At 56.8% G+C, this 13,065-nt stretch carries 11 protein-coding genes; 8 read left to right on the forward strand and 3 right to left on the reverse strand.

The window, feature by feature from the left end; translation table 11 throughout:
- The first annotated feature begins 232 nt into the window (after positions 1-232).
- Positions 233-595 carry a hypothetical protein gene (locus HQL63_09585; protein ID MBF0177083.1) on the forward strand — a complete coding sequence of 121 codons (363 nt, stop codon included), beginning with the start codon at positions 233-235 and terminating at the stop codon, positions 593-595.
- 149 nt (positions 596-744) lie between these two features.
- Here the strand turns inward: HQL63_09585 and tpx are convergent, their stop codons facing one another.
- The 3 genes from tpx to HQL63_09600 all read right to left on the reverse strand — a co-directional run bounded on the left by tpx (position 745) and on the right by HQL63_09600 (position 2,951).
- A complete protein-coding gene (gene tpx, locus HQL63_09590; GenBank protein MBF0177084.1) occupies positions 745-1,242 on the reverse strand; it encodes a thiol peroxidase in 498 nt (165 codons plus the stop codon).
- Positions 1,243-1,405: 163 nt separating this feature from the next.
- Positions 1,406-1,684 carry a hypothetical protein gene (locus HQL63_09595; GenBank protein ID MBF0177085.1) on the reverse strand — a complete coding sequence of 93 codons (279 nt, stop codon included), beginning with the start codon at positions 1,682-1,684 and terminating at the stop codon, positions 1,406-1,408.
- Between the two features lie 280 nt (positions 1,685-1,964).
- The gene (locus HQL63_09600) at positions 1,965-2,951 is read right to left on the reverse strand and encodes a zinc-dependent alcohol dehydrogenase family protein (GenBank protein MBF0177086.1); all 987 of its coding nucleotides are present in this window, start codon (positions 2,949-2,951) and stop codon (positions 1,965-1,967) included.
- Positions 2,952-3,255: 304 nt separating this feature from the next.
- On the opposite strand from HQL63_09600, the gene HQL63_09605 reads away from it, so the two are divergent.
- From HQL63_09605 to HQL63_09635, 7 genes are all read left to right on the forward strand, one after another.
- Positions 3,256-4,482 (forward strand): outer membrane beta-barrel protein, encoded by a 1,227-nt coding sequence (locus HQL63_09605; GenBank protein ID MBF0177087.1) that lies wholly within the window; start codon positions 3,256-3,258, stop codon positions 4,480-4,482.
- Positions 4,483-4,614: 132 nt separating this feature from the next.
- Positions 4,615-5,187, forward strand: coding sequence for a polysaccharide export protein (locus HQL63_09610; protein ID MBF0177088.1), 573 nt, complete (start codon positions 4,615-4,617; stop codon positions 5,185-5,187).
- 9 nt (positions 5,188-5,196) lie between these two features.
- Positions 5,197-7,758 carry a polysaccharide biosynthesis tyrosine autokinase gene (locus HQL63_09615; protein ID MBF0177089.1) on the forward strand — a complete coding sequence of 854 codons (2,562 nt, stop codon included), beginning with the start codon at positions 5,197-5,199 and terminating at the stop codon, positions 7,756-7,758.
- Between the two features lie 4 nt (positions 7,759-7,762).
- A complete protein-coding gene (locus HQL63_09620) occupies positions 7,763-8,482 on the forward strand; it encodes a capsular biosynthesis protein (GenBank protein MBF0177090.1) in 720 nt (239 codons plus the stop codon).
- Entirely contained in the window at positions 8,479-9,225 is a 747-nt protein-coding gene (locus HQL63_09625; protein ID MBF0177091.1) for a hypothetical protein, read from the forward strand. The genes HQL63_09620 and HQL63_09625 overlap by 4 nt, the downstream gene beginning before the upstream one ends.
- Positions 9,222-10,703 carry an O-antigen ligase family protein gene (locus tag HQL63_09630; GenBank protein MBF0177092.1) on the forward strand — a complete coding sequence of 494 codons (1,482 nt, stop codon included), beginning with the start codon at positions 9,222-9,224 and terminating at the stop codon, positions 10,701-10,703. Before HQL63_09625 ends, HQL63_09630 begins: the two co-directional genes overlap by 4 nt.
- A 3-nt stretch (positions 10,704-10,706) precedes the next feature.
- The coding region (locus HQL63_09635) for a FecR domain-containing protein (protein ID MBF0177093.1) at positions 10,707-13,065 on the forward strand (2,359 nt) is incomplete at its 3' end.

Raw genomic sequence — 13,065 nt, forward strand, 5'->3', positions numbered from 1 at the left:
CGGTCCCGGGATGATGCATGGTCCTGGCGGTCCGGGGATGATGCATGGCCCTGGCGGTCCGGGGATGAATGGGGGGCCTGAAGGTGGTTTTGGGAGTGAGGGGAGGGGATGTTTTGGGATGATGGGTGGGACTGGTGACCCCGATAAGTTGGGTGATGTGTCTGAAATGGGCAAATGTTGTCACACTTCGGCTGGGATGATGGAACCTCGGTATGGCAGGCGAGGTTGCGCCATGCACGAATCGTCGCCCATGTTCGAGGAGGCTGCGGCTGGAGGTGGGAGTGGGGGAAACGATGTCGATGGCACCAAGGCAAGGTTGGATGTCCTGAAGAAAAGTCTCGCAATCGCCCCGGAGCAGGAGAAGGATTGGCAGGCCTACGCCGATGCCGTTACGAATCTGGTCTCCACCCGTCAGGCGCTGCAGAGTGGCGTGCAAGAGTCGTTGCCATCCTATCTGGAGCGTATGGAAAAACTTTTGGAAAGTAGGGAAAAAGTTCTGGTTTCAAAAAAGGCGGTCCTGCAAAAATACCGCCTTCTGTACCAATCTCTCTCCTTGACCCAACAAGAGGTCATGAGCAGGGAGGGAAGATTTTAGTCCAGACTTTTCTTGAAAAAACGCTGAATGATCACGGGGCAGAATCCCCTTCACCCAGGCAGAGACGACCCCAGGGCTGTTCTTGCCATGGGTGAAAGGCCAGGGGTGAAGGGGAGGTTCTGGAGGGGGGATGAGGTTGCCTGGACAGATCAGATGGCTTTTATCGCAGCTTCATAGTCGGGTTCCTGGACGATTTCAGGAACCTGCTGGGCGTATTTGACCTTGCCTTGTGGGTCGACAACGACCACGGCCCGCGCCAGGAGCCCGGCCAAGGGTCCATCCACGATCCGCACACCATAAGCTTCGCCAAAACCGCGCTGACGGAGCTCCGTGGCCGGGACGACTTTCTGCAATCCCTCAGCGCCACAGAAGCGGCCATGGGCAAAGGGCAGGTCCAGGGAGACGCACAGGACAACTGCGTTGGGCATCTTGTCCACATCGGCGTTGAAGCGACGCACGGAGGTGGCGCACACGGCGGTGTCAATGCTGGGGAAGATATTTAAAACTAATGTTTTTCCGTGAAAGTCTTTCAAGGATACATCAGACAAATCGGTCTTGGTCAGAACGAAATCAGGGGCCTTGGAACCCACGGCAGGGAGATTGCCACAGGTGTTGATGGGGTTACCTTTAAGGGTGATTTTTGCCATGTTCTTCTCTCCTGGGTTGCTTTCTGGCCAATGGGAATCAAGAAAACAGAGCGTGACATACGGATATGGCACATGGGACTCACAGAGGAGGCCCGAGCAAAACTTCCATGACCGGGGATGATAGTGGCTACCTTGTCAAAATAAAAGAAGAAAACATGGCTTCCTAAGCCCAATCGGTGCTTCTGTCCGGTTCGTGGCAGGAAGAACCTCCTTCCATGGGGTGGCCGCAGAAGACGCCACTCTGAAGGCGGCCATGGCCCTGTTCTTCGAGGTCGGCAAAGGCTTGATCGAGTCGGTCCAGGGTGTTGAATGCATCCCCGAGCCCCTGGCTCAAATGGAGACGTTCCAGGGGCGAGAGGTTGGTCAAAAAGGTGTGCGGATCACTTTGATCTTTGGCGAGTAACAGGATGGCATCCGCTATTTTTGTATCATGTTTGCCCATGAGGCATCCTCCTCATAACCATGAACCATTCTTCGCCTTTTCAAGAAAAGCCCGGACAAGGGTAACTTTCGGCACTCATTCAAGAAAAGCCTGGATAGGAAAGCCTTGATCAGGGCTTCTTCCCGAACCTTACCGGGACACCGTCCGAGGCCCAGCCAGGGAGCCCGTCCCCTGGATCCCGATTTGTTGCCAGGTGGTGAACAGCTTTTTTAGCAATAAACATGCCATATTTAAATTGCCACCACCCCGGGAAGGCGGGCAGAGGTGGTGCGTTGGTGGCTTAAATCCTGACCAGAACCTTGCCAAAGGCCTTGCCGTCGGCCACGACCGCATGGGCCTGTTGCACCTCGGATAGTGAAAATTGTCGGGGGTGGAGGAGGGGACGCAAACGTCCGGCATCCACCAGGGATGCCACGCGCCGCAATATGTTGCCATGATGGGCACGAGCCTGATGGGTCAGCAGGGGCAGGAGCATGAAAACAACGTGCAGTGTAAGGCCCTTGGCATGGAGCGGGGAGAGGTCATGCGTCGAACGGGCAACGCAGGTCACAACGGTACCACCAGGTCGGACTGCCTGGAAAGAAGCGTCCAGATTGTGCCCGCCAACCGTGTCGAAGACCAGGGCAAACCCATGCCCCTGTGGTGTTTCCCGGACCATGTCGGTGACGGTGGCCGTGCGGTAGTCGAAGGTGTGGTTGGCTCCCAATTGTTTCGCGGCCAGGGCTTTTTCCGGTGTGGAAACGGTTGTGGTGACGATCGCGCCGCACAAGTGAGCCAGTTGCAGGGCCATGTGGCCAACGCCACCGGTCCCGGCGTGGATCAGGACCGGATCACCAGGACGTATGGAGGCGCGATCCATGATGCCCTCCCATGCAGTCAGAGTCACCAGGGGCAATGCCGCACATTCGACCAGGGGTAATGTCACGGGCCGGTGTGCAAGCAAACGTGCATCTGCCAGCAGGTATTCCGCCAGTGCCCCCCCGCTTCCCTTGACGCCACCAACGCAGCCATAGACTTCGTCACCAGGCTTGAAATCGGTCACGCCAGGACCAACCTCCTCGACAATGCCGGCTGCATCTCCGTGTAGAACGGCGGGCAACTCCGGGGCCAGGGGCAAACCCAAGGTGCGGATCTTGACGTCGATCGGATTGACGCTTGTAGCCACGACACGAAGAAGCAGATGACCCGGTCTGACCTGTGGTTTGGGAAGATCCGCCGAACGAAAGGTGGCTGAATGGCCATAAGTATCGAGAAGCATGGCTTTCATGGTTGATTCCTTTTCTTGGCACACTCTGTGAATACACGGGGCGAGTATGCAAAACCCGGTTGGCCCGAGTCAATGCGGGGCCGGCCCCATGTGGCGCCTCTGATTCGACGCATGGGTTTGGTGAAAAACGATTAAAGGGTGAGAATTCTGAATAATGTGGTCCAAAGCTTGCGTGTTTCCCCACTGGGAAGACACCTGGTCAAGTTTGGGTTGGAGAATGAGAAATTGTTTTTGTACAAGTTGTTGAATAAAAAATGAAATGTTAAAAATGTCAGCGGTTTGTCAATAGTTTGGCGAAGGCACCATGTCCGAAGTCAGGTCAGCCATACGTGATGCGGGAACCTGTTTCCGCCACTCTGCAAGCCAGCCGGTGATGACACGGCTGTGGCTGGTCGGTGTGGCTGCCATGCTGTTGATCCTCTGTGGTTCCATTGGGTATCTGAGTGCATCGGACGGGGCAAGGGGCATACCGGTTGGCATCTTTCGTGTCAAACCCTCCTTGTCGATTCAGTCGCGCTATGACAGCAACGTCTTCAAGGATGCGACCAACCGGGTCGGTGAAAAAATCCTCTCCATACAGCCTGTTGTCCAAGTTTCCACGCACTGGAAAAGTTTGACTTTCAGCGGATCCCTCGCAAGCGACATCGCCCGCTACGAGTCGCGTTCCACCGAGGATTACCAGGATTACAAGGCTGCGATGCATGTCAAATATTCCGTCAGCCGCCGTTTGGAACTTGGCGCCAAAACCGACGTGGCTTTCAACCATGACAGCCGTGGTGCTGCCGATGTGGGAAAGATTGGCGCCAATAATCCACCAAGACATTGGAAACATTACGGGTTTGATGGGTCCGCGCAGTATACGTACAACAGGCTTCGCACCCTGATGGAGCTTTCCCACCAGATCGACGACAAGCTGGATATAGGAAATTATCTGAACAAGGCAACCTTGTCGCTCATGTTTGCCCTGGCACCGAGGACGTCCCTTTTGACAGAGGTCGGATGGAAGGGTATAGTCTACGACAGCGCAGCCCTGGATCGGGACAATCAGGAGAGGTCTATCGGCGCCGGTGTGAGTTGGACGGGCGCCGCCAAGACCCAGGGTGATCTGAGGGTCGGCTATACGATGAAAGAGTATGAAAATTCCGCCGTGGAAGGCAGCAGTGCGTTCACTTTTGGTGGTGGAATTGGCTGGAAACCCCTCGCCAAAACCGCATTGAAGTTGGATCTTTCTCGCAACTTCGCGGAAGGGGGGTTGGTCTCCAACTACTACGTTTCGACCAGTGAACAGCTGGGATTGACCCAAAAGTTGCGTTCGTTCTTGACTTTCAACTCCAATGTCAGTCATACCCAGAACGACTACAGCTCCGGGTTGGAAAACGAGATCTGGAAGGGAAGTGCCGGGTTCGGTTACGCCTTCCCGCGGTGGTTGACCATGGACACCAATTTCACCAGGACGAGTCAAAAGTCCAACCAGGTCGATTCTGGGTACGACAGCGACGAAGTCATGGTCTCCTTGACCGGTGGTCTGTAGGCGGGCGCCGAAGGTCTCGGGTGGGTGTGACCGGTGGTCTGTAGGCGGATGCCGAAGGTCTCGGGTGGGTGTGACCGGTGGTCTGTAGGCGGATGCCGAAGGTCGCAAGTTCGTGGGTGTGGAGAACCGAAGATGAGATGTCGTGAAAAGTTCTGGCTTGGGTGTGCAGGACCGCTCCAACTCGTCTTGGTGGTGGTCTTGTTGGTGCATGCGCAGGCGGTCGTGGCCGAAGACACAAACTTCCGGTCCCAGTATCGCCTGGGGCCAGGAGACAAAATTCAGGTCACCGTCAATGAAGAGCCCGATCTCTCGGCCACGCACAAGGTTGGGCCAAACGGCAAAATTTCCTTTGCGTTTTTGGGGGATATCTCTGTATCTGGCCTGACCATCAAGGATGTTGAGCGGCTTTTGCAGACCCGCTTGGCGGATGGGTACCTGCGGCACCCCATGGTGAATATTGCCATCAACGAATTCCGCATGTATTTCGTCAATGGTGAGGTCAAAAGTCCCGGCGGGTTTTCCTACCAGCCCGGTTTGACGGTGCGCAAGGCCGTCACCCTGGCCGGAGGATTCACCGAACGGGCGGCTGAGAAAAAAATCACTGTCATCCGGGGTAACGATGCCAGCCACAAGGAGTACGGGGTCCAACTGGACGATCCTGTCTTTCCTGACGATATTTTGACTATTCCAGAAGGCTTCTGGTGAGGTTTACGCATGGCTGATGTCACTATCGTCAAGGCCGAAGGGGGGGGTGACCCCAGGGTGCTTCAGAGTGAACCTGCGCATCGCCCTTCTGTTCGTCCCGACTTCATGCCTCCTGAAAGCGACGGACCCAGTTACAATCTTCGATTTTTTCTCTTTCTTCTCTTCCGCCGCAAATGGCAGGTCATCAGCGTGGCGTTTCTTTTTGCCATGCCTACCCAGGTTTACTTGTGGTCCCTGGTGCCGCTGTATCAGGCTGAAGCCAGCATGGTCATCGAGCAAAAAACGGTCAAACTGATCGCTTTTGACGATGTCTATCAATCCAATGCTGGTCAGAGCGGGTATATGCAGACCCAGATGGAGCTGATCAAGAATCGCAAGCTGGCCGAAGAGGTTGTGCGCCGGGAGCGGCTGGATCTTGTTCCTGAATTTGACCCCAGGGTTCTTGCTAAACGACGCGGATTCTCCTTTTCCTCGCTCATGCCGGACTTGTGGTTCCTGAAGTTTATGGGGGATCCGGTTCGTCCGGATGTTGATGAACCGGTTGTCGATGATGGCAAACCCGACCCCCAGCGTGTGCAACAGGTCGTGGATATGGTCCAGGGCCGCATTGGCGTTGGCACCGTGGGGCGCAGTGAAATCATCAAGGTCTCCTTCGTATCGGAAGACCCGAAATTGGCTGCCCGCGTGGCCAATACCATCGTCCAGGTCTTTATCGACCAGGAGATGGAAGCCAAACTCCAGGTGACCCAGCACGCAGCCAATTGGCTGATGAGCCGCCTGGATAACCTGCGCAGATCGCTGGACAACTCCGAGAAGGAGTTGCAGGTCTACCGGGAAACGACGGGGTTGCTGGACTCTCAGTCCACCCAAAGTCTGGATCGCCAACAGATGGATGGCATCAATACCCAACTGGCCCAGGTGCGCGCTGAGGCTGGCGCCGCCCAGACCAAATATGAGCGACTGGTGGGTCTGCTGAAGGGTTACAAGGGAGATGTCTCCCAGCTCCCGTTTTCTGATAGCCCACAGATACTTGAATTAAAGAGAGAAAAAGTCAAGATTGAGCAGAATTTGACCGAACTCTCCGATCGCTATGGCCCCAAACATCCCCGCATCATCCGGGCGCAAAAGGAGTTGGAAGAGATCGACCGCAAAGTCAGACAGGAGGTCGGTCGCTTGGTGGAGATCGTCAAACATGATTACGCCGTGGCCGATGCCCAGGCCAGCCGTTTGGCCAGGGAACTCGATACCCAACGTGGTCAGGTCCAGCAGATCCAGAAGAAAACCTACCAGATGAATAAGTTGGAACGAGAGGTTGCCGCCAACCGCCAGCTTTACGATATGTTCCTGAAACGCTTCAAGGAGACCGGCCTCAGCGAAGGGATGCAAACCGCCAATGCTCGCCTCCTGGAGTCGTCCCGACCTCCGGGCGGGGTGTTCTGGCCGAACAAAAAGCGCACCCTGATGATGTGGAGTCTTATGGGAGTGGCGGCGGGCATGGGGTTGGCGTTTTTGCTCGAGTTCTCCGACAGATCCCTCAAAACCCCTGAAGAGCTGGAAATGATGAGCGGCTTGCCCCTGTTTGCGACGCTGCCGCTCCTGCACCTGCGACGACGGGATCCCACACCCCCGGAAGAGATGCAGTCCAGGCATCCAAAGTCCAACTATTCAGAGGCAGTGCGAAGTCTGCGGACAGGTCTGCTCTTCTCGGATGTTGACCGGCCCATGCAGATCGTCATGGTGACCTCCGCTTTGCCGGAGGAGGGAAAGACGACCGTGGCGGTCAATCTGGCCCAGGCATTCAACCAGGCTGGGGATCGGGTTCTGTTGCTGGAAGCGGACCTGCGACGCCCCCGCCTCAAGGAAATTTTTCCTGTGACCGGTTCTGCGGGTGTCACGGGCTTTCTCTCCGGCTATCTCCAACAGGAGCGGCGTGTCAACAAAAGGCGCCGCTCAGGAATGGATCGCCGTTCCGGTTTGGATCGACGCCAGGAGAAGTTTGCCTCCGCCTGGAGTGGCAAGGAGCGGCGCAAGGGGGTGGAGCAGCGCCAAAGTCTTGAACGGCGGCGGGGAGCAGAGCGTCGGCGCACATCCATGGAAATTTTACGCAAAGAGGTGATCGAGACGCCGTTTGGCCTGCACGTTCTGCCCAGTGGCCCGACGCCGCCTTTCCCCAGTGAAATTCTTGCCTCCAGACGCTGGCGTGACATGCTGGCCGACCTGCGGAAATTTTATGATCGGATCATCATCGACGCCCCGCCGACTCTGGTGGTGACCGATGCCCAGATTCTTGGGGAACAAGCGGATGGCGTTGTTTTCGTGGTTAAAGCCAACAAAGCCGCCCGGGATGTTGTCATGGGGGCGCTTCGCCGCCTGCACCATTCCCAAATCTCTGTTGTGGGATGCGTTCTGAACAGTGTGGATATGCGCCAATTGATGTACTACAGCGGGGGATATCGCTACGGCTACGGCTACGGCTACGGCTACGGCTACGGCTATGGCTATGGTTATGGAACGGGGTATGGTACAGGGTACGGATACTACGGGGATGACAAGGACAAACCCAGGAGATAGTTTTTTGGGTGGGTTCACGGATATCCATTGCCATATCCTGCCCCTCATGGACGACGGACCGGAAGCGGCGCAGGAGTCCCTGGCCATGGCGCGTTGTGCTTTTGCCGCAGGTACCAGGGTGTTGGTCGCGACGCCGCATGTGACGCCTGGTGTCTATGACAACTCCCTGGCCTCCATTCGTCAGGCAACCGAGGCGTTTCGAGGTCTCCTCCAGGAGGAGGGGATCGACCTGGATGTGCGTTGGGCGGCTGATGTGCGTCTTTCACCGGAACTGATCAGGCTTGTGGCTGAGGGGAGTCTGCCGACTTTGAATAAGACAGGCTCCCGGCGTTTTTTTTTGTTGGAGTTTCCCCACGACACGATTCCACCGGGCAGCGACAAGATCGTTCGCCGCTTGTTGGAGCAAAATTACGTTCCGGTCCTGACCCATCCGGAACGGCACAGGGTGATATGCCACCATCCCGGCAAACTGCTTCCCTTCCTGGAAATGGGGTGTCTCAGTCAGTTGACTGCCGGATCCTTGACCGGGGTGTTTGGGATGGACGCGCGTCGATGTGCGGTCACGTTGCTGGAAAAGGATTGGGCGCATGTGATTGCCAGCGATGCCCATGATCTCAGGGAACGATCACCAGACCTGCGTGAGGGTGTGCAGGCTGCCGCACAGGTCGTTGGCATGTCACGGGCCATGGCCATGGTGACCTCCATACCTGGTGCGTTGCTATGACCTGGAATCCCGATTCCTGGAAAAAGGGGGGGGGGCATCTGATCCTGACAGGCTTGTGCCTCTTTCTGGCCATATGGGCCGGACGGTGGGGGTTGGCAGAACTCTATTTTTTCCCCCTGGAGAAATTGTTGGCCAGGATACAGGATCCCAAGCTCTCCGATGAGGAGAGGGAAAAAGCCTGGGAAGAAGCCATCAGATACAACAGGGAAGCATTGAATCTCCACCCGGGGAATGCCGAATATTGGTTGCAGTTGGGGCAGTTTCAGTATCTATGGTCACGAAGAGTCAAAGATGATGCGAAAAAAGCAACGGATTTACTGAAAGAGGCAGCCGGCAGCTACGAAATGGCTGCCAAAATTTGCCCTACCTGGGGGTATACGTGGATCAACCTGGCCCAGGTCAAAATGGTGCAGGGCAGTCAGTATTGGGGCGAAGCCGCCATACACCTGGAGAGGGCCATGGTTTTTGCCCCTTGGGAATCCAGCGTTCAACGTAATGCCGTGCGCTTGGGCTTCATCCTTTGGGGCGCTTTGGATGAGAGAATGCGCAGCGAAGTCATCAATGTCGCCATTCGGGCCATGGCGTCATTTCCCCACGAGATACTGGAATTGGTCAAGCGCTACGAAAAAAGGGAGTCCGTCCAGCCGTTGGTGCGCTTCCAGCCCAAACTGCGGGCTGAGTTCGACAAATATTTTGGCTTGGTCTCTTCCAGCGATGCGGAGAAGGGGAGTCTCCGACCATGAAAGATGTCCCGGAAATACCCAACAAAGGGGAGTTTGTCGAATCGGTTGTCTTTGCTTTGTTTCTGGGTTTGATTTTTTGGATGCCGTTGCCTTTGGGAAGCAATCGCCCCTGGGCCTGGAGCATTCTGGAGGTCGGAATTTTTCTCTTGGTTGGACTCTATTTCCTTGCCCGCATGGGTGAGAAAAAGGCCTTCGGCAAGGTTTTTTCTGACCACCCATTGGAAGTTTTCCTGTGGTTGGCCTGGATCTTGATCCCCTTGTTGCAGGTGGTGCCCATGCCGACATCCCTGCTTTCGGTGTTTTCCCAGGCCACGGTGGAGGTCAACCGCTTTTGCGGTCTCGATGGGAAATCGATGACGATCTCCCTGGACAAGACAGTGACCCTTGTGGAGTGGCTGAAATATGTGACCTACTTTCTGGCAGCATTTTTGGTGCTGGCCGTGGTGGACACCCGTGATCGCCTGCGCAAGTTGACCTGGGTCATTTTCCTCTCCGGGGTCTTTCAGGCTGTATTTGGCATGTTTGTGTTCTTCACTGGCTTCGTAGCCACATGGTGGCTACCGGATATCCAGGGGAGTGTGCATGGCACCTATGTCAACAGGAATCACTATGCCGGCCTTCTGGAAATGAGCATCCCTATGGGATTTGGACTGCTGCTCGGATGGATGCGCAGCAGTGAGGTGCAGAGAAATTTCAGGGAATCCTTGCTGTGGGTTCTCCGCAACCTCAGCAGCCGTAATGGTGTGGTCTCTGCCCTGTTGGTGCTTATGTTTCTGGCTCTGTTTCTGAGCACTTCCCGGGGCGGGAACATCGCCCTGATCGTTGCGCTGCTCACTGTGGTCGCTCTGGCTTTTTTGCGGCGACGTCGCTCCAACCGGGAAAAAAGGTTGGTTCTGCCTGTCGTGGTTGCAGCCTTGATTGCGGGAGGGTGGATGGGCTTGGGGCTTCTGGCGGATCGTTTCAAAGGCTCCTTCATCGAACATTCAGGACGTATAGAAGTTCATGTCGGGACCATCGAGATGGTCGAGCACTACCCGGTCCTTGGTACCGGCAGTGGGACGTTCAAGTATGTCTTCCCCATATACCGAACCGAAAAGGTGCAAAAATTCAACGATCACAGCCATAATGATTTTCTGGAAATTCTGGCTACACAGGGCGTGATCGGATTCAGTTTGTTTGGCACATCGCTCGCCGCAAGTTGGTTGGCCATGATCCGCCGCTACCTGCGACGCCGGGATCCATTTGCTCGCGGGGTGTTGTTTGCTGCCCTTGCGGGATCTTTTTCCCTCTCCATCCATGGTCTGGTGGATTTCAATCTCCAGATCCCGGCGAATGCCTGTTATTTTTGGATCCTGATCGCCATGGGGTTGCAGGCTTCTGTGGTTCCCCGCGCTGCGATCCACGAAAGTCAAAAGAAGAGGCGCAGGGAAAAAGCCCTCCTGTTTCCGAGCGAATTGTCCAGACGGGAAAATACTTAACATGTGCCACCCAAATCCTGTATTCTGGCCGAGTTGGGCTTGGGTTCCGGAGCGGCGGACGGCTATTGGGGAGGGACGCGGGTGAACGTTACGGTAAGGCGTGGTTCGGTTTTGTTGCTGGGGTTGGCCATGGTGCAACTCGTTGGGGCGGAGGAGGGGGTCCAGGCAGCGGACCAGGCCACTCCCGGAGGGAAACCAGCCACGCAGATCGAAACGGTTGGGACCGGGGCGGTCAAGAAAGTCCACCTGGGAAGGGTGGTCGAACTGGTCAAGGATGTCAAAGGTCAGGAGGGAAAGAACCAGCTACTCCCCCTGACTGTCAATGACCCGGTTTACCCACGGCAGCAGGTTATCACCGGTCCTGGCTCCCGGGCTGTGGTCCAGTTTCGCGATGGGTCGACCCTCGCCATCGGTCCGGACAGCAAGGTTGTCTTGAACAAGTTTGCCTTCAACCCGGCGGAAAGCCGGGCGGAAAAATCGGTGCAGGTGGTGTCGGGGGCCTTCCGATATCTGTCGGGGTTTGCCGTCAAGGATTCGAATGTGCGCATCGATACAGCCACATCCACCATGGGTATACGCGGCTCAGCCGTACAGGGGATGGTTGCGCAAGGTGTTCCTGATTTTGTCAACGTGGCGCGTGGCGAAGTCCATTTGAAAACCAATAAGGGTGGTGTCGCGGTCAAGGAGGGAGAGGCGAGTGCCGCCAGCAGTGGCGCCAAGCCGCCAACCGACCCAAAAGTCATCACCCCGGCCATCGCAGCCCAGGCTGTAACGCACATCCTCAAGGAGGTTGGCACCGAGCTGCCGAAGATCAGGCCGTTGACCAAACAACAGATTCTGGAAGATGCCCAGGTCAACAGGCTGAGTTTTGCCGAACAGGGGGGCGCGCCCGCCTCGGCGCAGCCCGGAAAGGTGGCAGAGTCGACCCAAAAACCGGATACGCCGAAAACTGGCGGTGCAAGCAAGCCCAAACCGGATAAAAAAAGCCAGGGGGAGATGGATGAGATCCTGGGTGCCCCCAAACCTGGGGATCTTTCATATCTCTTCCGGGATTTCCAGGAGAAGCTGGCCATTTGGCAACGATCCATAGCCAACGGAGTCTCCTTCATTCAGGAGGCGGAGGCCGCCACCCTGGATGAGATTGCCGCCGCCGTCAGTATTCTCGTGCAGGCGGAAAAAGTGGGACTGTTGGCTGCGGCACCAGGAACCATGACGGCAGAACAAAGGGCCTTCGTCGCGCAGGTCGCCGCCGCGAACCCGCAGGCAGCGGCTGTTCTGACCCAAAGCAATACCCAACAACAGGCCAACAATCAGGCCAGCTCGAACAGTGGCACGCAGCAGGTTGTGAGCGGGGCCGCCATGGTGTCCACCAGTTCCAAGGAGGTTGCGGGGATCGTGGCCGCTGCCGTCCAGGCCGTTGCCCAGGCTGCACCCGGCAGCAATATTGTTTCCGTCATCATGCAAAGCGCCCTCTCCGATCCCAAGACCAACAACGCTCAGGCAGCGACCATGGTGACGGCAGCGGCTGCCCAGGGGAATCCCAGTATCGCCGCCCAGGCTGCGGCGGCGGCTGTGCAAAGTTTGCCGCCGGCTGAAAAGGCCGCAGCCATGGGAACGGTTGCGGCTGCGGCAGCATCGGCGGCTCCCCAGCAAGCGGCGCAGGTGGCGTCGGCCATGGCGGTGAACAACCCGGCTGCCGCCGCCCAGATTGCTGCCTCGGTGGTGCAGGCTGTAGGCAACAATTCTGCTCCCCAGGTGGCCGCAGCAGTGTTGAATGCGTCATCGACAAGCGCCAGCGCGGTGGCCGTGGCCTCAGCTGTGGCTCAGGTGGTTGGCAAGGATAATCCCGGTATATCGGCCTCCCTGGCTGCGGCGGTTACCAGAGTGGTTGGTGCGGACTCTGCGGCCCAGGTGGCGGCCAGCGTTGTTCAAATGGCGGGATCGGGTGCTGCCAGAGATGTGGCTCAGGCCGTTTCAGGTGTCGCTTCCGGTTCTGCGGCCCTGGTGGCGTCAGCATTGAGCCAGATGGTTCCCCCCGCCGATCGTGAGTTGGTCAAGGCTTCCGCAGCGGCGGGCGCCCAAACTACCTTGACGGCTATCGAAACCGGCATCAATGGACTCTCTCAGCAACAGGTCAACAGTGTGGTGCAGCAGGCGATCACGGCGTCGGGTGACGCTCAGACAACGGCCCAGCAAGCACAACGTGAAGTCAAGGCCTCCCAGGAACTTTCCCAGCAAGTGCGGGATGTTGTAACCCAACCCGACAGGGGTCAGCAACAGCAACAGCAACAGCAACAGCAACAACAGCAACAGCAACAGCAACAGCAACAGCAACAGCAACAGCAACAGCAACAGCAACAGC

This window comes from Magnetococcales bacterium (genome assembly GCA_015231175.1).
In the GTDB taxonomy this organism is placed as follows: Bacteria; Pseudomonadota; Magnetococcia; order Magnetococcales; family DC0425bin3; genus HA3dbin3.

Excerpts from the sequence above, each read along its gene's own strand:
- HQL63_09615 (MBF0177089.1), top strand. The coding sequence starts at position 5,197 with ATGGCTGATGTCACTATCGTCAAGGCCGAAGGGGGGGGTGACCCCAGG.
- HQL63_09610 (MBF0177088.1), top strand. The coding sequence starts at position 4,615 with ATGAGATGTCGTGAAAAGTTCTGGCTTGGGTGTGCAGGACCGCTCCAA.
- HQL63_09585 (MBF0177083.1), top strand. The coding sequence starts at position 233 with ATGCACGAATCGTCGCCCATGTTCGAGGAGGCTGCGGCTGGAGGTGGG.
- HQL63_09605 (MBF0177087.1), top strand. The coding sequence starts at position 3,256 with ATGTCCGAAGTCAGGTCAGCCATACGTGATGCGGGAACCTGTTTCCGC.
- HQL63_09600 (MBF0177086.1), bottom strand. The coding sequence starts at position 2,951 with ATGAAAGCCATGCTTCTCGATACTTATGGCCATTCAGCCACCTTTCGT.
- HQL63_09630 (MBF0177092.1), top strand. The coding sequence starts at position 9,222 with ATGAAAGATGTCCCGGAAATACCCAACAAAGGGGAGTTTGTCGAATCG.
- HQL63_09625 (MBF0177091.1), top strand. The coding sequence starts at position 8,479 with ATGACCTGGAATCCCGATTCCTGGAAAAAGGGGGGGGGGCATCTGATC.
- HQL63_09595 (MBF0177085.1), bottom strand. The coding sequence starts at position 1,684 with ATGGGCAAACATGATACAAAAATAGCGGATGCCATCCTGTTACTCGCC.
- tpx (MBF0177084.1), bottom strand. The coding sequence starts at position 1,242 with ATGGCAAAAATCACCCTTAAAGGTAACCCCATCAACACCTGTGGCAAT.